Genomic DNA, 20,490 nt, shown 5'->3' with positions numbered 1-20,490 from the left:
GAAAGGGTGGACAAGGTTAGACCATAATTTATAGCTGAGAATTATTTAATTTCAAGTTTAAAACTTTTTTGGCGGATACAAAGATAATAGGCAATTCCAATGGAAAGAATAGACAGCCAAAACGTAAAGTAGCCGATTTGCGGGATATAACGGTCAAGCATTTGATAGCTTGGCAGCATAAAGAAAACATAATCGATGATATCATTATGCAGTGTCCAAATTGCAGTCACTACTAAATGCCATAGTTTGAGACGATAAAACGGTGCGAATAAGAGCCCTTGGACTGCCATGGCAAAATGAGAGAAAATCAACATATAACCGACTGGATCCAATTCCCCTTGAACAACAAAAACAAGGATATTCATCATGACAGCCCAAATTCCATATTTAAAAAGTGTGACAATCGCCAGTGCTTCCATCAGCGGCCAATTTTTTCTTAATAAAAAGGCAATAAGGACAAAAACAAAAAAGAGGCTTGCAGTGGGACTGTCCGGTACAAAAATTAAAAATATAGCCGGGGTATTCTCCAACTGCCATCCATACCAATAATACCCATAGATTGTCCCAGCTATATTAACAATTAATAGCAATTTAAGAATCGACCGATTGGCCATAAGAGGGTAAATCCAGCGCACAATGACTCCCCTTCCATTATTCGTTTTTAGTTTGTTGCAGAATATACAAAAAAGCTGACGTAATCCCGTCAGCTTTTATAGTGCAGCATTATTTTGCGCCAAGTCCAGAGATAAATTCAGATAGCTTTTTCAGCTGTTCGTCATCACCTTTAAAGATACCTGGAGGCATTTTGCCGCCTTTACCCTCTTTTGCAATCTTGGCGATTTCTTCAGGTTTTAAACCTGTACCGATCAAGGTTGGTGCACCGGCACCGCCTTGAAGATTTTCACCATGACATGTTAAACATGTGTTATCTTTAGCGATTTGATATCCTTCTGCAGTCTTATCAATATCGACTTTTTCAACGATTTTCCCTTGACGCTCAGCAGCTGCCCAGTCATGTGTAGCTACAGATTGCCAAGTTAAAAATACAGTCGCAGCCAATGCCAATAACATAGCTCCTGTTGCAATTGGACGCTTACTCGCACGGCGTTCAGGTCCATTATCAAGGAATGGAGCCAATAATAATCCTCCAAAAGCAAGTCCCGGGATAATCATTGCACCAATAACAGTGTACGGCCCAGAGGCGTAAGTATATTTTAATAATTGATACAAGAATAAGAAATACCAGTCTGGTAATGGAATATAGCCCGTATCAGTCGGATCGGCAATCCTTTCTAGCGGAGCCGGATGAGCAACGGTTAAACATAAAAAGCCAACAAGAAATACTGCACCTACCATCCATTCTTTTAAAAGGAAGTTAGGCCAGAACGCTTCAGTTTTGCCAGGGTATTCCGAGTAATCCTTTGGAAGCATCGGTTTACGTGCTTCGGGCGCTACCACGCGCGAATCACCGACAAACTTCATACCTTTACCTTTATGCATTGAGCAATCCCCTCCTTTTTCTGCAGTTATATAAAACTTTCTAGTTTAGATCAAAACGAATCAAAGTGGTCCAGAAATACCTTGTCTGCGAATCATGACAAAGTGTGCTGCCATTAATCCAAACAATACTCCAGGCAGGAAGAATACATGAATCGCAAAGAAACGGGTTAATGTCTGCGCACCGACAATAGTTTCATGTCCGGATAACAGAATTTTAACATAGGAACCGATAAACGGCGTCGCTTCAGCAATTTGCAAACCTACCTTCGTTGCAAACAGTGCTTTCATATCCCAAGGTAAAAGGTAGCCTGTAAAACCTAAGCCAAGCATGACAAAGAAAATCAGTACTCCGACAATCCAGTTTAATTCACGAGGTTTTTTATAGGCTCCTTGGAAAAAGACTCGAAGCGTATGTAAAAACATCATAACTAATACTAAGCTTGCTCCCCAGTGGTGCATTCCACGGACAATTTGTCCGAATGCAACTTGGTTTTGCAGATAAAAAACAGATTCCCATGCGTTTTTGATGTCCGGCACATAATACATGGTTAAAAACATACCGGAAAGAATTTGAATTACAGTAACGAAAAATGTCAGACCGCCAAAGCAATAGACAAACGCAGAAAAATGATGGGCAGGGTTAACATGCTCAGGCACTTCATGGTCTGCGATATCGCGCCACATAGGCGTAATATCTAAACGTTCATCTACCCAATCGTAAATTTTGTTTAACAATGATTACGCCTCCTTCCGTGGTTTTGCTTTTCCTAAGTATAGGAAACCGTCTTTTTCCTTGTATGGATATACATCTAGCGGGTGAAGTGGTGGTGTACCAGGAATGTTGGTACCATCCTTCGTATAACGGCCGTAATGGCACGGACAGAAGAATTGTTCCGGATGTTCCTTGTCAGAATTCCAGTTAACGGTACAGCCCAAATGTTTACATACTGGCGACAGTGCAATAATCTTATCTCCGTCTTTGTAAACCCACGCAGATTCGGTTACATCTGACTCATACCAGGCATCCTTCTGCTTGAACGTGAAGTCTACACGAACCGGTTCGTCAGTAAGTTCTGACACTTTTTTCGGAGTTGCGATGAAATCACCGCCAGCTTCGGCCTTTAACACTGGGTCAACTGCAAATCTTACCATTGGCATTAACATGCCGGCAGCCATGAAACCGCCTACACCTGTTAATGTGTAGCTTAAGAATTGACGTCTAGAAACGCGCTCTTTACTCATGATTATCCCCCCTCTATTCACGAAGTAAGTCCAGCGGACATTTAATTAAACACATATAAAACTAGGACATAACAATGATATATCAACTTCTGAGTAAGGTCAATATCAATACTGTTTTAAAATAAGGATTATGCATTGTTTTTACGCTTTTTGATGCCACTTTTGTGTGAAAAGTGCTAAAAGCTGCTTTACTTGGCTGTCCATCATTTTTAATTTCTGCGAATCATTCATTTGTTCGAGAGGTATCGAGGGAACCCAGATAACAGCACCATCAAGTTCGTTTTCACGTGTTCTCCATTCGATATCCGAGGTAATATAAAATACATGTTTAAATTCAGCCTCTAGTATGTTCACCTCCCAATTCTTTAATTCGCCTAAAACTTTTTCGCCTGAATCATTTTTTAAATATGTAAATGGCGGGAACAACAAAATTCTTCCTGTAAATTGTCTTTCAAGATGAGTGGTCAACAGGCCAATAAATTCGGCTGCTTCTGCTGATTCTTTCATCTCCCCGCCAATGGCTACCGAATATAACGGTACAACAGCGGTATCGACGTACTCCTTCGCATTTAAGTAGGTCTCAACCTCTTGGGATATCCATTTCATCTATGTTACACCAACCTTTATTCATCGCTACCCCTATATTATCATTATCTCCTAAAACTTTAAAAGAAAATAAAACTTATAAAAAAATTTGTTTAAAATAACAAAAAAAGCGGAAGCGCCTTGACCAGGGCCTGCAGCTAGATAAAAAAAAGTCTGCTTATAGCAAACTTCTGCAAATGGGCCTGTCGATTTCCGCTCCGGGCACTCTCTTTCCGCGAGGAGGTCCTGAAGCCTCCTCGGCGCTGAAAGCGCCTGCGGGGTCTCCAGTGACCTCTATATCCCGCTGGAGTCCCAATGCCCTCCGCTCCAATCAACAGAGAGTCAATCAATCTAAGTATGGTAATTTAGATAAATAAAATGGCCATCGAGAATAACTCGACAGCCTCTGACGTCTGCTTAGCGCAGGCTTCCTTTTGGTTCGGATGATTTTAATTTATTTAGTTGTTTGGTTAATCGTTCAAAAGCGGGGCGGTCTTGTTTATCTAAGGCCTCATCTATTAATTGGAGGAGTTTTTCCCGCTGAAAGCGTTCGATACTGTTTTGCAAAAATTGCTCTGCTACGATTCCATCCTTCTCATTTACCTGGAGGTGTTTCGGAACGTATGGATTCTCCTCCAAAACGGCTGCATACTGGTGTGCTTGATTAGAAGCATGAAAATTTAATTGAATATAAATGTCCTCATCGCGATTCAAGCGAATATCATGGAAGGACTTTTCGGCATCTGTGGTCATCACATTTTCTTTATAAAAGCGGAATGGCACTTTATCCACACAATGAGTCGACATGATCAGGCCGCGCGGACAATATTGGGCCTGCTCCACAAAATGAACTTTTTCCATAAGCTGATCGTGACTCATTAAATAATTTAGAATCCATACACATTCTCTTCTTTTTAATTGATAATGATTTAAAAACCAGCGTATAAAATCCTTCTTCTCGTTGACAGAAACAGGGGTTGCCATAGTCGTATTCCCTCCTCTGCATATTCATCTTTTTTGTTTTATTTAATCTTCAAATTGGTCAAGACGTTCAAGCACATCCAGATACTCGCTGTTGGTTGGATCAAATGCGAGCAGTTGTTTAAAAATTTCGGCGGCAGGGGTGGTTTTTCCTTCTTCCATTAGAAAATATCCATAATCCTGTAAAAAAGTTTCGTTATTCTTAAAAAAAGTATATGCACTTTCATATTTGTCTAATGCTTTTGAATATGACTCCAACTTTTGATAAGCAAGGGCTGAGTCCCATAGAAGCTGAGGCTCTTCGTCATCGGTCAATCCAAGATCTGACAGAAGAAGTAAAACATCCTCATAGCGCTCTTCCTGTAAAAATAGCTTATTCAGCACCACTACAGCCTGAGTGAATCCGGGGTCCAAAACAAGTGCTTCCCGCAAATATTGTTCAGCCTCGGGAAGTTTCCCTAGCTTGGCGGCAATTTGACCACCATAGAAAAATAAATCTTTATTAAACTCGTCAAGTTTAATGCCCTCTTGAACAATCCGGAAGCTATTTTCAAGCTCTTCCTCCCGCTCATAAGCCTTTCCAAGAAGTAAGTAAAGCGAATGATATTCCGGATCTAGTTCTTTTAATTCTGTAAACTTTTCGATAGCTGTCCGGTTGTAGCCTGCCTGTAGGGCTGTGAAAGCGTAACCAAAAAGTGTGTTTATTTCTAATTTCTCTTCAAGCGCTTTGTCGTAATAAACTAATGCTTCTTCAAAAACGCCGGACGCACTTAACAGGTCTGCCATTCGGGCATGAATGTTAACACTGGCAACTTCAGTTGTCTCCTTAAGAACCTTTTCATAGGCATTTAATGCTGCTGTTACTTCCCCTTGTTCACTGTAAAGCTCGCCTAGTGCAAAATCAATGATGATTTCATTTGGTAAGATTTCCTTTGCTTTTAAGAGTTTGTTTTCACAAACTTCATATAATCCTTGCAGCTGATAAAGGTCGGCCATGAGCAGCAAGCTTTGCGCATAATGAACATCAAGTTCGGAAACTCTTTCCAAAACAAGAATGGCTTCTTCCTCTTCACCTGCTTCAATCAGAATTTCACCAAGAAGAATCAGCAGTTCTCCTTCTTCAGGATAGCTGTTTAACAAATTCTCTACCAAGGCCCTTGCTTCGTCGAGAAAACCATATTGGAATAACTCTTCACCAAGAAGAAATTTCTCTTCTGGCATGCCGCTTTGTAGTACAACATTATATTCATTTAAGGCCTCTTTATGTTGGCCGTTTTCTAACATCGTAATAATTTTCTTGATTCGCTCCATTGACATATACCTCTCCCGTTTACTTACAAGGAAAAAAACGATGGTGTTCGCACGTTTACATATTCTCCATATCCTGGTTTAAATAATACCTCTTTCCCGGAACGGACGATTTTTCCCTTGTGTACTGTGATTGCTAGTCTATCACCATAATAATGAAATAAAGCAGCTTCATCAACATTGATGATTTCCCTGGACTTTTCATATAGATTATAGCTTAGTTCTGTCCCGTTCATCAGGCTGCCTTTATGCGGAAATAAACCAATCTTATTTAAAACAGTTGCTGAGAGCGGTATGTTTTCTTCTAATTCATCTAATAGGGCCGGTATTTTTTCCTTTTCCATTATAGTTAACCATTTCGACAGAACGGCCTTTGCTTCCTTCTTTTCTGTTGAAGAAATAATTGGAATTAACGGGCAATTGTAGGGAAATAACGCTTCTCTAATCCATCCCCATGGTACGGACGCTAATTCATCAGGGTTATCCAAATCAACAAAAATAGCAGGCACTTTTTCTTTTTTACATTTGCGGATCATTGAGGGGGTAATCAGTCGCATTGGTATTTTTACCCCGATTAGATAATCAATTGGGCTGCTGCTAAGGGCAACTTTCAGTTCATTGATTTTATCGGGTATTTCCTCTGCAAAGGAAGCCTGTACATAAGTGAATAAGGTAGTGGAGCCCTTCGTAAGAAAGGAATCAATCATCCATTTTTTCATGTCTTGAAACGAGTTTTTCAGTGGAATGTTTGTATTCAACAGGACAAATGAAGGGGTCATGATATATGGCTCTAGGTCCATTTTAATATGACGGTAGTACTTAAAATTTGATTGGATGGAAGCAATCCGGTTGTCTTGTATGAATAACGAGCAAGTTTTCAGCTCTTTCCTTTTTAGGATATTGGCATTTTCAATGATATACGCCATCCTCTCACCCTTTTCATCTGTTTATGACAAGCTATGCGGATTTTTGAAAAAGTATGATAGGGCATGAGGATTAAAAAGGAAAAACTGCCCCGGAAGGCAGCTTTTTAGTGAATTAGACTTTCTAAATGTGTAAAGAAATTAGGGTAGGAAACGGCTATTGCTTCTGGGTTTTCCAAGGTGACCTCACCTTCACAAAGGAGAGAAGCGATGGCAAGCATCATGCCGATTCGATGGTCCCCATGACTGGACACCACTCCGCCATGTAGTTTGGTTCTGCCGTGAATAATCATCCCATCCTCTGTTGCTTCGATGTCAGCACCAAGTTTCTTAAGCTCCTGAACAACTGTATCAATCCTGTTCGTTTCCTTTACCTTTAACTCCTCTGCATCCTTTATGACTGTTTTACCTTCGGCCTGCGTGGCAAGAAGAGCAATGACGGGAATTTCGTCGATTAATTTAGGAATTAACTCGCCTTCGATTACCGTACCGTTCAAGCTTGATGTTCTGATTACAAGATCACCCGCTGGCTCGAAAGAATCATCCTCCGTCTGGATAATCTCTAGTTCAGCGCCCATGTTTTTCAGAACCTCAATGATCCCTGTCCGGGTCGGATTTAAACCTACGTTTTTCAGAACGATTTCACTATTTGGCACAACAGCGCCAGCAACTAGGAAAAAAGCAGCGGAAGATATATCTCCCGGCACATTTACACTTGCTGCAGACAGCCTTTGTCCCCCTTCTACCCTAATGGTTTGACCTTCTTTAGAAATCTTACCGCCAAACTTACGAATCATTCTCTCGGTATGATCACGAGTATTGGCAGGTTCTAAAATCGTCGTTTCGCCTTCGGCCTGAAGACCGGCGAGAATCAGTGCTGATTTTACCTGCGCACTTGCAACTGGAAGTTCGTAATGAATAGCATTTAATTTGCCACCTCTTATGGAGATGGGAGTAAATGCCCCATTTTTCCGACCGTCGATGGCCGTACCCATTTTCGATAATGGACCTGTTACTCTGGTCATAGGTCTTTTCGCTATTGACTCATCACCCACGAGTGTAGAGAAAAATGGTCTGCCCGCTAATATTCCCATTAGTAATCGTATGGTTGTGCCGGAATTGCCGACATCTAAAACTTCGTCAGGTTCGGTTAAGCCTTCGAAACCTTTGCCTAAAATGCGGAGTTCTCCGCCATTTTCTTCAATGGTTACCCCGAGATTACGAAAACAGGAAATGGTGCTTAGGCAATCATCACCTGGTAAGAAATTCGTGACCCGCGTTTCTCCGTGGGCAATCGAGCCAAACATGACAGAACGATGGGAGATTGATTTATCCCCTGGAATCGTTATTTCTCCAGTTAAACTTTTATTATTTGTTGCTAGCTTTAATGAAGTCATGTCATCACCTTTTAATTTAAATCTTTTTAACTCCCATTCGAGGTGGAGTAGTTTGTATAAGTAAGAATGCACTTCTCGGCTCTTTGCCTGTCTCCTTCTGTTTGAAAACTAATGACAAGGACACCGATAATATCCTCACGTGTTTCGAGAATGCGAATATTTGTGATACTGATATTTTCCTTCGCCAAATAACCGGTCACTTCAGAAACAATCCCGGGAACGTCCGGAATATCAACATATAAATCATAAAAGGCTGGGATTGCACCCTTTTCTTTGGCCGGAAGGCTGTCCCGATATTGTTTAGCCTGATAGAAATATTGATAGATATCCTTTTCGTTACCTGTTTGGAGTAATTCCTTTACCCCTTCCATTTCTTCCTGCCACTGATTTAATAGAGCAATTAAATTTTCCCGATTGTGAAGCAAAATATCCTTCCACATATTTGGACTGCTGGAGGCAATCCTGGTAATGTCTCTAAAACCTCCTGCCGCAAGACGGGGGATTAAGGATTCCGATTCAGACAATTTCTCTGTCTGGCGGACAATGGATGCGGCAATGATATGCGGAAAGTGACTGACAATGCCTGTCAGATAATCATGGTTATCAGGTGTTATCGTCAAAAACTTCGCTTTTGTTCCTTTTAACCAGTCCTTAAGCTCATCTACCTTACCTGTGTCGGCCACTTCTACAGGGGTTAAAAGATAAAAAGCATTTTCAAACAAGATATCCTTCGCAGCTGAAACACCACTTTTATGCGACCCCGCCATCGGATGACCACCAATGAAGGTGATTCCCTTGTCCCTTAAATCAGCAGCATTTTCGACGATTATCTTTTTTGTGCTGCCCGTATCAGTAATAATGACATCCGGTTTTAATGGTAATGTGGAGAGAGCCTTAAGTATCGTTTTCGAATCATTTACAGGTGCGGAAACGATGATTAAATCAGCATACTGTGAGCCATCGGGAATATTCTCCGCTGTTTCATCAATGACACCCAGCATTTTGGCAAGTCTGACCTGTTCTCTATTAATATCAAATCCTATAATGGTCGATTCCGGATGCTCTTTTTTTATACAAAGCGCCAGCGAGCCCCCGATTAACCCTAATCCAATAACAAAAACCCGGCCTTTCAATGGATCACTCCCCCTAAAACAAAAAGCGTAAGGCGCCTATCTATCGGCGCCATATGCTGGACAATTTTCTTAGGCACTGCTGTTTATTTTTCTGAAAGGAATTGCTCTAGAACCTTAATTAATCCTTCATTTTGTTCAGGAGATCCTACTGTAATTCTTACCGCTGTTGGAAAACCAAGTGCTTTACCGGAGCGGACAATATAGCCTCGTTCTAACAAATACTGAAATACTTCATTCGCCTCTACTTGAAAATCGATTAAAACGAAATTCGTTTGGGACGGATAAAATTTCAGGCTGTTGTTCTCGCAAAATTCGTAATATTGAGCAAGACCCTGTCTATTTTTCTGTTTGCATTGTTCGACAAACTCTTGGTCGGAAAGAGCTTCAGCTGCGGCAAGCTGCCCTAATGAGTTTAAGTTAAATGGTTCTCTGGCTGGCTCAAGCGCTTTGATAATGCTGCTATTGGCAATACCATAACCGACACGGACCGCCGCTAAGCCATAAACTTTTGAAAATGTCCTGAGTACAATCAAGTTCGGATACTTCCGTGCGAGACTAATGGAATCATAGTAATCTTCCGCCACCACATATTCATAGTAGGCTTCATCAAGTACTACAAGAATATGTTCGGGAACTTGATCTAGGAATGGAATCAGTTTACTTTCCGGTATATATGTACCAGTTGGATTGTTCGGACTGCACACCCAAATAACATTGGTTTGATCATCAATGGCCGTCAAAAATCCCTCTAAATCATGCTCCCCATCAATGTCTGGCACCTCTTTAATGACAGCCCCTTCAATTACAGCATTGTGCTTATATTGGGAAAATGTATGGGTCGACATGATCGTGCTGGCACCTGGATGCAGGAGCGCCCTTGAAATCATCTGGATAAGGTTATCTGAACCGTTTCCAAGGATGATTTCATCCTCGCCCACTTGTAGGAAGGAAGCAAGCTTTTCTCTTAAAATTGTGGCATACCCATCAGGATAAATAGCAAGGCTTGTCGAATTTTCTTTTAGTGCAGAAAGAGCCGCTTGTGAACATCCAAACGGATTTTCATTCGAAGCCAGCTTAATAATTTGCTCTAAATTATATTGTCTTTTTACTGATTCAATGGATTTCCCTGGTTGATATGGTGTAAGAGTTAATAATTGTTCTTTCCATCTCATGATCATATACATCCTTTCTATATTTTTCTAAAATGGACAGAGCCCTATAATGACAAGCTGCTGCCTAAGTCTGGTCTAAGTGCCACTGCATCCTTTAAATAGACATGAATGATGTCTTCTTGGGATATAGAGGTGTTGACGTGCATCATGATTCTTACGCACATTTTTAAAGAACCTGGAACAGGAATCTCTCTCATGCATACGACCGGAACATATGTCCAGCCAGCGAAATTACGCAATGCCTTTGCAGGAAAAACGGCATTGACATCCTCAGTTGTAGAAATAAAAACGGATGCGACGGAGTCCGGCTCGATATGATTGACCTCAATCAATTTTGCCAAAAGCTCTTCGGTTGCAGATACAATCGCTTCTTCCGTGTTAGCGTCAACCGTTGTCGCTCCTCTCACCCCTCTAATCATGGCTAAACTCCCCCTTCACTTTAAAAACTTCCTGAGTCTTTCAAGAATATCAGCATCATTTACTTCTTGAAGTACCGGTTTCCCTATTTCTTCGAGGAATACAAAATGAATCGTTTCCCCAACGGACTTTTTGTCCTGTTTCATTTTGGTTACTAATTTCTCAAGAGATAAATGATTAGGTATCTTGGTTTGATAACCCAGCCTTTCAACCCATTGGATGAATTCCTGCAATGGAAAAGAGAGCCCTCTATACTCGATACTGAGCTTTAAGGCAAACACCATCCCAATCATGACCGATTCACCGTGAGTGAAATTCCCATAGCCCATTTCCGCTTCAATGGCATGGCCCAATGTGTGCCCAAAATTCAAAAAGGCTCGGACGCCTGTTTCCCTTTCATCCTGACTGACAAATTCATTTTTAATCCGAATCCCTTTTGTTAATGACTTCGATAATTCCTCCAATGTTAGGGAATTTAAGTCATCTATATTGGAGGAAAGCCATTGATAAAAATAATCATCATTGATAAGGGCATGCTTAATCACTTCCGCGAATCCCGAGCGAATCTCCTGGATTGGGAGAGTCTTAAGCAATTCCAAGTCATAAAAAACAGCCTCTGGCTGATAAAAAGCGCCGATCATATTTTTGCCAAGCGGGTGATTAATGGCTACCTTACCGCCTACGGCACTGTCGTGTGCCAGGATTGTGGTTGGTATCTGAATAAATGGAATTCCTCTCATAAAAGAAGCCGCAACAAATCCAGACAGGTCACCAACAGCCCCCCCGCCCAAGGCTAATACAATGGATTTCCGGTCGAGACGGTACTCAAGTGCGGTTGATAAGGCATTATAATAGACCTCAAAGGTTTTAGCCCTCTCACCCTTCGGAGCAGTAAAAACAGTCGTTTTGAATGGTTCTAAGACGGCCAGAAGCTTCTCTAGATGAAGCCCGGCAACTGTTTCATCCGTGATAATGAATAGTTTCGTCAATTTAGGAAAGTGATGCGTTAAAAACGGGCCTATGTCTTGAAGGGTACCTTCTCCAACAAAGACAGGATAGTTTTTTGACTTTGTATGGATTTGAATTGTGTCCATTAAAATTCCCTCGCATAGGCACGCTGCTTATCGATTTCTGCAGCAAAGGTGTCGAAACGGTCGCTGTAAAATTGCTCCACTAACGCATTTGCAAGCTCCCAAGCTACGACACTTTCCGCCACTACAGCAGCCGCTGGAACGGCACAGCTGTCGGAACGTTCAACGCCGGCTGAAAACGGTTCTTTTGTTTCAATATCAACGCTCATTAATGGTTTATAAAGGGTCGGAATCGGCTTCATTACACCGCGGACAACAATTGGCATACCTGTTGTCATTCCGCCTTCAAAACCGCCTAGCCGGTTTGTTAAACGGTGGTATCCTTGCTCTTTATTCCAAGCTATTTCATCATGGACTTGACTGCCTGGTTTAGAGGCTGCTTCAAAACCAATGCCGATTTCCACACCTTTAAATGCGTTAATGCTGACAATCGCCGCCGCCAATTTTGCATCTAATTTACGATCATAATGAACATAGCTGCCCACGCCAGCTGGCATCCCGGTCGCAATGACCTCCACTACGCCACCAATGGAATCACCATTTTTCTTGGCCTCATCAATAGCATTCATCATTTCCTGCTCCACATTTGGGTCTCCGGTCCGCACTGGTGAATTTTCTGTCCGCTCTTTTAATTCCTTCAGTGTAATTGAACTGTCAACATTCGCCTTAATCCCGGCAATTTCAACAACATGTGATACAAGGTCCACACCAACTAACGACAACAGCTTTTTGGCAGCTGCCCCCGCTGCTACCCGAACCGTTGTTTCACGTGCGGACGAACGTTCAAGGACATTTCTCATGTCACGATGTCCATATTTTATCGCACCATTTAAGTCGGCATGGCCTGGCCTTGGCCGGCTAACTTTTCTTTTTACTTCGTCCTCCTGGCCTTCTTCAAGTGGTTCAGCCCCCATGATTTTTGTCCAATGCTTCCAATCGTTATTTTTAACGACTAAAGCAATCGGTGAGCCGAGTGTCAATCCATGGCGGACACCTGACATAATTTCTGCCGTATCCTTTTCAATTTGCATTCTTCTGCCGCGGCCGTAGCCCTTTTGCCTTCTTGAAAGATCATTATTTATATCATCTGCCTCTAAAGGCATACCTGCTGGAAAACCTTCTAATATTGTCGTTAACTGCGGACCATGGGATTCTCCCGCAGTTAAGTACCTCATTCCCATATTCTTTCCCCCTTCAACTCATTAAAGAATTATGTATCAATATAACATATACAGCCGAATAAACATAGTAGGACAATTCAGAAAAAAGAAATTTTCTTTATGAATGCGTATACAAAAAAGCACTTGTATTTGTCATACAAGTGCTTTCATTATTTGGATTAATAGATCCATTCGTTTACTATTTTTGTGTATTCTGCTAATTCAGCCTCATTAAAGAAAATGCCGATTTCACGTTGTGCACTTGCAGGTGAATCAGAGCCGTGAATAACATTTTTGCCAACCGTTAAGCCAAAGTCACCGCGGATTGTTCCAGGTGCAGCATCCTTTGGATTGGTAGAACCCATCATTTGGCGGGCAGTCGCAATCACGTTTTCACCTTGCCATACCATTGCAAATACTGGTCCGGAGGTAATGAAATCAACTAATTCCCCGAAGAATGGGCGCTCTTTATGCTCGCCATAATGCTCAGATGCAAGTTCTGTAGAGATGTTCATTAATTTTGCTCCAACTAATTGGAAGCCCTTTTTCTCAAAACGGGCAACAATTTCACCAATTAAATTGCGTTGTACACCATCTGGTTTAACCATTAAAAAAGTTCTTTCCATCTATTCCACTCCTAAATAATTATGTATATGATTGCTAACGAAAACAATCCACGAAAATATTAACATTGTTTGGTATAAATGGCAAGACTGTAATCAAACTAGAATTTTCTTCTGCCAATGTTCTTGGCAATATCCCGAAGCGCTTTACCTGCTTTGTTGGCAGGCAGTTCTTCTAGAATCGACAGGGCCTTTTCTAAATAAAGGTCACTTAAAGCAAGCGATTTGTCAATTGCACCGGTTTGCTTGACCAAGGAAATAATTCTTTCTATGTCGGCTTTTGAGCTTTTTGCATGGACTTTTTCTATTTCTTTTCGGGCTGCCTCATTTTCCATTGCAAACAGGGCAGGAGCCGTAATATTTCCTTGCAGAAGGTCGCCGCCAGCAGGCTTGCCTAATTCTTTTTCCGTTCCCGTAAAGTCCAAAATATCGTCAATTATCTGATAGGACATTCCTACATAATACCCAAACCGATAAAGCTTTTTATGAATGGCTTCTTCAACATCTGCCGCAACCGCCCCAAGTTGGCAGCTGACAGCAATTAACAAAGCTGTTTTTCTTTTAATTCTGCGCAGATAGTCTCGAAGGTTCTGATTAAAACGATATTTATCCTTAATTTGCTGGATTTCCCCTACGCTTACTTCGACTATGGCATTGGCCAAAATTTTATGGGCTAACGGATGCTTGATATTAGTCATCAATTCGAGCGCAAGGGCAAACACGAAGTCACCCGTATACATCGCTGTCTTGTTATCCCATTTTGCTTTGACAGTAGGCTGTCCCCTTCTTAAGTCAGCATCATCGATGACGTCGTCATGAACAAGCGAGGCCATATGAATTAGTTCCAATGCGACCGCAACATTCTTCATGACGTTTATATCATAGCTGCCGAATTTTCCTGCAAGCAAAACAAAAACAGGACGAATTCTTTTTCCTCCGGCTTGTAATGTATGCAATGAAGCCTGCTGCAGGAGGATAGACTCTGATTTGATCGTCTCCTCCAGTTTTTTCTCGATTAAACTAATATCCGAATTCAAAAATGAATACATCATTTTTAATTTCATTTGTATCCACCTGGCTTTTCATCCTGTCTTTGTTTCATGTTATTTCTTATGTCCGATATGAACAGCAGCCGCACCGCCGCTGTATGGCTTATATTTTACATTTCGAAAGCCAGCCTGCTCAAACATTCTAGCCAGCTCTCTCATCCCTGGAAAATCGCGTGCAGACTCTTGAAGCCAAGAGTATTCCTGGTAGCTTTTCGCAAACATCTTTCCGAATAAAGGCATTATAAAGCGGAAGTAAAAGAAAAACAGCTGTCTGTAACCAATAAGGGTTGGCTGGGATGTTTCAAGGCAAACCCCGATTCCGCCCGGTTTTACAACCCGTTGCATTTCTTTTAGTACCTGCAGGTAATCCGGCACATTCCTTAAACCAAAGCCAATGGTGACGTAATCAAAGCTATTATCAGGAAAAGGCAGTTCCATTGCATTGCCATGGATGAGTTCAACTTGATTCAACCCAAGCTCGCGAACTTTTTCCTTTCCCACCTTCAGCATATTTTGACTAAAATCTAAGCCAATCACTTTTCCGGATGGACCGACAGCCTCTGCCAAAGCAATTGTCCAATCAGCTGTCCCGCAGCAGACATCCAGGGCTTTGGAGCCAGGCTGTACATTCATTCTTTTCATCGTGTCCTTACGCCATCTAATATGCTGCTGAAAGCTGATAACAGAGTTCATTTTGTCGTAGCTATCAGAAATTTTTTCGAACACTTGATGAACACGTTGTTCTTTCGATTGCTGCATGTTTCACCCTTCTTCCACAAATGTTTTGGCATATGGCTTATATTGATTTAATAAATTGGAAATCCTGCCTTCAAGCAAATGATTTAGATATGGAAGCTTTGGAATCCCTTTTTTAATTATTTGCTTTGAAAGTTCAAGATACCGGTCACATACCTTTAAAAGCTGATCGTTCTGAATATCCGGCAAGTCTTTGTTATGGTCGTGGAGTGGTACCATTATTTTTTTCAATGCAGCAAATAAAATGGAGCTGCCTGTTTGAAGGAATAAAGCCTTTTCGTTTAATAACCGTTTGAATAGCAAGTAATTGGCTAGAACATCATTCCAAAGGTCGATATTAAAATATTCGGCAAGCTTCGAAAGCAGCGAGCTTTCAATGACCATTATGCTTTTCATCAGCTGTTCGATATCCTCTGACTCAGGAAAATATACTGAAATCTTATGTTCATTTACTTGCTTAATTCCTTCTGACAGTGCTTTTATCATGAAAATGTCATCTGAATCGGCCAGGAGCTTATAATACAATCCGCTAAAATAATCCCCGGCCAACACAGTTAGCTGCCGGTTTTTTTCCTCATTTGTTGATGTAATATGTTCATGGGTATCGAGGGCGATTTGCACCAGCATAGTCGAGAGTGCATAGTTTTCCATTTCGTGATAAGACAAACCCATCTGGTCCATAATGGAAACTAAAATTAGGAGTTTATCCTCGTCAACTATTGGGCTCTCAATAAATTCTAGCAAGTAAGGATCAAAAACACGGTTTTCGACTTTTTCCTTAATGCTTATTAACTTTTGTCGAATATCCTGCATTTTTAATCACCCTTGTTCCCCGAAGTAGTATCATTATGTATTCTTATTTCCTAATCCAAAAGGAAAATGCATGTTAAATAATTAAGTAAGAAAAACTCTGCCAATAAACAAGGCAGTCACCATTATAACACATATAAACATCCATGAGCAGGAATTCACAAAATAATTATATTTCTCATCAACTAAGAATACTCTTATAAAAAACAGAAGGACCAAGAAGTCCTCTATTTTTTTATTTCACTTTCAATTTCCCCGTATTGAGTAAGAATTTTGGCATTCCCTCTAATTTTAATAGCAGAAGTATGCTCTGTAAATTGAGCAATTAATACCTCACCTTTATCAAGCTTTTCAGAATGGTGGAATCTTGTATCAGTACCTCTTGTCAGACCAATGACACTAACTCCATCATCATTTGCTTTAATGACAATATAATCACTACTTTGTGGCTGCCGGTTTTCCATCTCATCACCTCTAAAGTTTTAGAAAAAGTTAATTTTTTATTAAGGATAGCACTTCGGAGCGGGCGTTGACATCCTCGGCAAGTGTTCCACGAACAGCAGTTGTTACGGTTTTTGCTCCCGGTTTTTTCACTCCACGCATCGTCATACACATATGTTCTGCTTCTACCACAATCATTACACCATGCGGCTCTAATTTTTCCATAATGCTATCAGCAATGGTGGAAGTGATTCTTTCCTGCAGCTGCGGTCTTTTGGCAACAGCTTCGACGGCCCTTGCCAGCTTGCTTAAGCCCGTTACACGACCATTTCGCGGGATATAGGCCACATGCGCATGCCCGAAAAATGGGACAAGATGGTGCTCACACATCGAATAAAACGGAATATCCTTCACCAATACCAGTTCTTCATGGTCTTCACTGAATATCGTTTCAAAATGCTTTTTAGGATCTTCCTTTAACCCGCTAAAAACTTCCTCATACATTTTTGCCACACGCTTAGGGGTGTCAAGAAGTCCTTCCCGATTTGGATCTTCCCCGACTGCTTCTAATATTAAACGTACCGCCTCTTCAATTTGGGCACGATTTACCTCTGACATGTTAACTCCTCCTATTTGCCTCTAATAGATGACAAATACATATTAGCATATTGTTTTCTAAGCAGGCAATTTAACAGCGCACAAAGAAAAAGGCCATGGTGTTTGCCATGGCCTTTGCTCTTAAGCATTCGCTTAAAGCAATAATTTATGTAATTATTTTACTGCGTCTTTAAGCGCTTTACCTGGTTTGAAAGCAGGAACCTTGCTTGCCGCGATTTCGATTTCATCACCCGTTTGAGGGTTACGCCCCTTACGTGCTGCACGCTCGCGTACTTCAAAGTTACCAAAACCGATAAGTTGAACCTTATCACCATTCTTTAAAGCATCTAAAATCGAATCAAAAACAGCATCAACCGCCTTAGTTGCGTCCTTTTTAGAAAGTTCGCTAGCTTCTGCTACTGCATTAATAAGTTCTGTCTTGTTCATGCCTTTCACCTCCTCCCAAAGGTTTATCGAGATAAATAAGATTACTTATCTACATTTCTAAACACTTTTTCTGATTTCTATACGTTCAACAGCGCAGTTTTATTGTAAAAGTTATAAAAATTACCGCTTTTGCAGCAATTTCTAAATCTTTGAAAAAACCTTTTAAAATAAAGGACTGATGCACTACTAACGTAATTCTGTTAAAAGATTATCATAATCAATTCAGCATATCAAGAAGATTTCAAGAAATTATGGGAATCTTTTCTTTTCTTCTACAAAATTCTACTTTATTGGTCATAATTGGGTAGAAACGCATAAAAAAAGACTCCAGAGGAGTCCAATTTTATAAAATAATGGCAATCAAGCCACCCGAGCCTTCGTTAATAATTCTTTCAAGTGTTTCTTTTAATTTGTATCTAGCATTTTCCGGCATTAATGAAATCTTAGCCTGAATGCCTTCACGGACGATGGAACTCAAACTGCGGCCAAATATATCAGAATTCCAAATAGACAGCGGGTCATCTTCAAAATCCTGCATTAGGTAACGGACTAGCTCTTCACTTTGTTTTTCTGTTCCAATAATCGGCGCAAATTCTGATTCGACATCTACTTTAATCATGTGAATGGATGGTGCAACTGCTTTTAATCTAACACCGAAACGGGAACCCTGACGGATTATTTCCGGCTCTTCGAGGCTCATATCTGAAAGTGTTGGACTAGCAATTCCATATCCCGTCTGTTTCACCATTTTCAGGGCGTCTGAAATATGATCATATTCCGCTTTTGCATGGGCAAAATCCTGCATAAGCTCCAGCAAATGGTCTTTTCCTCTGATTTCTACCCCGACTATTTCTTTTAAAATATCATCATATAATTCATCCGGAGCAAATAAATCGATTTCAGCCACACCTGAACCCATTTCTACTCCAGCGAGTCCCGCCTTGTCAATAAACTCAAACTCACTGAAATGCTGTACAACCCGGTCGACATCTCTCAATCTCTTGATATCTTTTACCGTTTCCTTAACAGCATCCTGATAGCTTTCTCTCAGCCAATGGTTTTCCTTTAGAACCATTACCCAGCTTGGTAGATTGACATTGACTTCAAGAACAGGGAATTCATAAAGTGCTTCGCGGAGTACATTTAGGCAGTCATTTTCCCGCATGCTCTCAACACTCATGGCAATGACAGGAATGTCATATTTTTCAGCCAGGTTGGACCTTAGAGTCTCTGTACTTGGATGGTATGGTTGGGCACTGTTCACTACCATAATAAACGGTTTGCCGACTTCTTTGAGCTCTTCAATAACCCTTTCCTCAGCCTCGATATAATTACTTCTTGGAATCTCTCCAATGGTTCCATCTGTTGTAACTAACACACCTATTGTGGAATGCTCCTGAATGACCTTTCTAGTGCCAATTTCAGCGGCCTCATGGAATGGAATAGGCTCTTCATACCATGGCGTATTAATCATTCTAGGGCCATTTTCATCTTCATATCCTTTAGCTCCAGGTACTGTATAGCCAACACAATCCACAAGTCTTATGTTGACATCCAAGCCTTCATCAACATGAACAGTTGCGGCCTGATTTGGGACAAATTTAGGCTCAGTTGTCATGATTGTTTTTCCTGCTGCACTTTGCGGAAGCTCATCCTGTGCTCGCGATCTATCTGCTTCGCTGTTTATATTCGGTAAGACAACAAGCTCCATAAATTTTTTAATGAATGTTGATTTTCCTGTTCGTACTGCTCCGACTACTCCTAAATAAATATCGCCGCCCGTTCTTTCGGCAATATCTTTAAAAATATCTACCTTTTCCAAGTGATCCCCTCCTGATCATAGAGTAAAGTGGGATAGTTCCATCCATATAGGTATTTTTGGACAGTATATGTTTATGATGTTGTCCTACCCAGTTATGACACTTTTCTAAAATTTTCTACCTCCTTCAAAAAAAATTTCATGTAATGCTGGTATTTACAGTACCTGTAAGGTCAAAATGGATGGAGGGTTTCTATTTATGTTCATCGATACGATGGAATTAGGAATTCGCCGTACCGCGTTTATTTATTGAAAAAAAACCCTTCTCCTACAATATATTTCGCAGGAAAAGGGTTATGACTTTTAAATCTTATTCTTCTAGAAATACCGGTTCATTTGTTTTTGAGTCTACGGTGTAGGGAAGGGAAAAAGCCGGAACGAACATAGAGTTATTGACTAGAATAGACCGGATATCCTCGCCGGGATTCAACTTCTGTTCTGATTTCTTTATTGCCTGATAGAGGTCAGGGCTGTAATCTATATATACTTCGGCATTCCCAGTGATGACAAAGGATAAATTTTGATTGGAATACGGGCTGACAGCATACGGAGACTCCTTATATCCCAATTTTTTATAGTCTAAAGTAAACACATTTTTGGCAATTTGTTTTTTATAGGGCGGATACCCCATTGCCTTTAATCTTAATTTCATATCCCGGATCGTTTCAGCCATTCTTAAGTCAATAAGTTTCACAGTTGGACTGGTTTCCACATCAACCAAAACGTATTGGAATATCCCCCCGTTTTCAAATGCATTACCGGGTGGTTCAGCTATATATTTTGGGGCAATCTTTTTAAAATCAATTGGATACTTTTGATAAATGGGGGTACCCGCCTCTTTCGTTTTGATTGGCAGTATGCCACCATTATCATTTCTAAAATCGTCCACAGCCGTTTGAACTGCTTGTATTTGATCCTTGTAGGGAATCTGATTCTTTGCCAATTCCTCCTTTGGATACATACATCCCGTTAACAGGAAAGCCAAAGCTGCACACAAGCCCAGCATCTTCCACTTCATATAATCACCTTTATATGTATA

Annotated in this window: 23 protein-coding genes; all 23 read right to left on the bottom strand. The window is 40.9% G+C overall.

Features of this window, described 5'->3' with window-relative positions; genetic code table 11:
* Positions 1-41: 41 nt before the first annotated feature.
* Complete coding sequence (gene lhaT, locus KHA99_RS25950; RefSeq protein WP_213120376.1) at positions 42-635, bottom strand: lipoprotein heptaprenylglyceryl N-acetyltransferase LhaT; 594 nt, start codon at positions 633-635, stop codon at positions 42-44.
* An 88-nt stretch (positions 636-723) separates the two neighbouring features.
* Entirely contained in the window at positions 724-1,500 is a 777-nt protein-coding gene (locus tag KHA99_RS25945) for a menaquinol-cytochrome c reductase cytochrome b/c subunit (RefSeq protein ID WP_213120375.1), read from the bottom strand.
* Positions 1,501-1,560: 60 nt separating this feature from the next.
* A complete protein-coding gene (gene qcrB, locus KHA99_RS25940; protein WP_213120374.1) occupies positions 1,561-2,235 on the bottom strand; it encodes a menaquinol-cytochrome c reductase cytochrome b subunit in 675 nt (224 codons plus the stop codon).
* A 3-nt stretch (positions 2,236-2,238) separates the two neighbouring features.
* Positions 2,239-2,742: a QcrA and Rieske domain-containing protein gene (locus KHA99_RS25935; protein WP_213120373.1), complete on the bottom strand. Its 504-nt coding sequence runs from the start codon at positions 2,740-2,742 to the stop codon at positions 2,239-2,241.
* Positions 2,743-2,883: 141 nt separating this feature from the next.
* Entirely contained in the window at positions 2,884-3,348 is a 465-nt protein-coding gene (locus KHA99_RS25930) for a YpiF family protein (protein WP_213120372.1), read from the bottom strand.
* Between the two features lie 396 nt (positions 3,349-3,744).
* Positions 3,745-4,311 (bottom strand): ReoY family proteolytic degradation factor, encoded by a 567-nt coding sequence (locus KHA99_RS25925; RefSeq protein WP_213120371.1) that lies wholly within the window; start codon positions 4,309-4,311, stop codon positions 3,745-3,747.
* A 42-nt stretch (positions 4,312-4,353) separates the two neighbouring features.
* Positions 4,354-5,619 carry a tetratricopeptide repeat protein gene (locus KHA99_RS25920; RefSeq protein WP_213120370.1) on the bottom strand — a complete coding sequence of 422 codons (1,266 nt, stop codon included), beginning with the start codon at positions 5,617-5,619 and terminating at the stop codon, positions 4,354-4,356.
* A gap of 23 nt (positions 5,620-5,642) precedes the next feature.
* Entirely contained in the window at positions 5,643-6,542 is a 900-nt protein-coding gene (locus KHA99_RS25915; RefSeq protein WP_213120369.1) for a hypothetical protein, read from the bottom strand.
* Positions 6,543-6,646: 104 nt separating this feature from the next.
* A complete protein-coding gene (aroA, locus tag KHA99_RS25910) occupies positions 6,647-7,936 on the bottom strand; it encodes a 3-phosphoshikimate 1-carboxyvinyltransferase (protein WP_213120368.1) in 1,290 nt (429 codons plus the stop codon).
* A 26-nt stretch (positions 7,937-7,962) separates the two neighbouring features.
* Positions 7,963-9,069, bottom strand: coding sequence for a prephenate dehydrogenase (locus KHA99_RS25905; protein WP_213120367.1), 1,107 nt, complete (start codon positions 9,067-9,069; stop codon positions 7,963-7,965).
* An 83-nt stretch (positions 9,070-9,152) separates the two neighbouring features.
* Entirely contained in the window at positions 9,153-10,241 is a 1,089-nt protein-coding gene (gene hisC / locus KHA99_RS25900; RefSeq protein WP_213120366.1) for a histidinol-phosphate transaminase, read from the bottom strand.
* A 44-nt stretch (positions 10,242-10,285) separates the two neighbouring features.
* Positions 10,286-10,660 (bottom strand): chorismate mutase, encoded by a 375-nt coding sequence (aroH, locus tag KHA99_RS25895; RefSeq protein ID WP_213120365.1) that lies wholly within the window; start codon positions 10,658-10,660, stop codon positions 10,286-10,288.
* Positions 10,661-10,675: 15 nt separating this feature from the next.
* A complete protein-coding gene (aroB, locus tag KHA99_RS25890) occupies positions 10,676-11,752 on the bottom strand; it encodes a 3-dehydroquinate synthase (protein WP_213120364.1) in 1,077 nt (358 codons plus the stop codon).
* Positions 11,752-12,924 (bottom strand): chorismate synthase, encoded by a 1,173-nt coding sequence (aroC, locus tag KHA99_RS25885; protein WP_213120665.1) that lies wholly within the window; start codon positions 12,922-12,924, stop codon positions 11,752-11,754. Before aroC ends, aroB begins: the two co-directional genes overlap by 1 nt.
* Before the next feature lie 164 nt (positions 12,925-13,088).
* Positions 13,089-13,535 carry a nucleoside-diphosphate kinase gene (gene ndk, locus KHA99_RS25880; RefSeq protein ID WP_213120363.1) on the bottom strand — a complete coding sequence of 149 codons (447 nt, stop codon included), beginning with the start codon at positions 13,533-13,535 and terminating at the stop codon, positions 13,089-13,091.
* A 98-nt stretch (positions 13,536-13,633) separates the two neighbouring features.
* Positions 13,634-14,596 (bottom strand): heptaprenyl diphosphate synthase component II, encoded by a 963-nt coding sequence (gene hepT / locus KHA99_RS25875; protein ID WP_213120362.1) that lies wholly within the window; start codon positions 14,594-14,596, stop codon positions 13,634-13,636.
* Between the two features lie 39 nt (positions 14,597-14,635).
* Complete coding sequence (locus KHA99_RS25870) at positions 14,636-15,340, bottom strand: demethylmenaquinone methyltransferase (protein ID WP_213120361.1); 705 nt, start codon at positions 15,338-15,340, stop codon at positions 14,636-14,638.
* A 3-nt stretch (positions 15,341-15,343) separates the two neighbouring features.
* A complete protein-coding gene (locus KHA99_RS25865; protein ID WP_213120360.1) occupies positions 15,344-16,150 on the bottom strand; it encodes a heptaprenyl diphosphate synthase component 1 in 807 nt (268 codons plus the stop codon).
* Between the two features lie 224 nt (positions 16,151-16,374).
* A complete protein-coding gene (mtrB, locus tag KHA99_RS25860) occupies positions 16,375-16,611 on the bottom strand; it encodes a trp RNA-binding attenuation protein MtrB (protein ID WP_213120359.1) in 237 nt (78 codons plus the stop codon).
* A gap of 28 nt (positions 16,612-16,639) precedes the next feature.
* Entirely contained in the window at positions 16,640-17,206 is a 567-nt protein-coding gene (gene folE, locus KHA99_RS25855) for a GTP cyclohydrolase I FolE (RefSeq protein ID WP_213120358.1), read from the bottom strand.
* A 153-nt stretch (positions 17,207-17,359) separates the two neighbouring features.
* On the bottom strand, positions 17,360-17,632 hold the full coding sequence (gene hbs, locus KHA99_RS25850) for a non-specific DNA-binding protein Hbs (RefSeq protein ID WP_213120357.1): 273 nt from the start codon (positions 17,630-17,632) through the stop codon (positions 17,360-17,362).
* Between the two features lie 343 nt (positions 17,633-17,975).
* Positions 17,976-19,454 (bottom strand): stage IV sporulation protein A, encoded by a 1,479-nt coding sequence (gene spoIVA / locus KHA99_RS25845; RefSeq protein WP_213120356.1) that lies wholly within the window; start codon positions 19,452-19,454, stop codon positions 17,976-17,978.
* 307 nt (positions 19,455-19,761) lie between these two features.
* Positions 19,762-20,469 carry a YphF family lipoprotein gene (locus tag KHA99_RS25840; protein WP_213120355.1) on the bottom strand — a complete coding sequence of 236 codons (708 nt, stop codon included), beginning with the start codon at positions 20,467-20,469 and terminating at the stop codon, positions 19,762-19,764.
* Positions 20,470-20,490 lie beyond the last annotated feature (21 nt).

The sequence above is a fragment of the Neobacillus rhizophilus genome, from assembly GCF_018343535.1.
Classification (GTDB): domain Bacteria; phylum Bacillota; class Bacilli; order Bacillales; family Cytobacillaceae; genus Neobacillus; species Neobacillus rhizophilus.
This window is presented reverse-complemented; position numbering and strand designations above follow the sequence as displayed.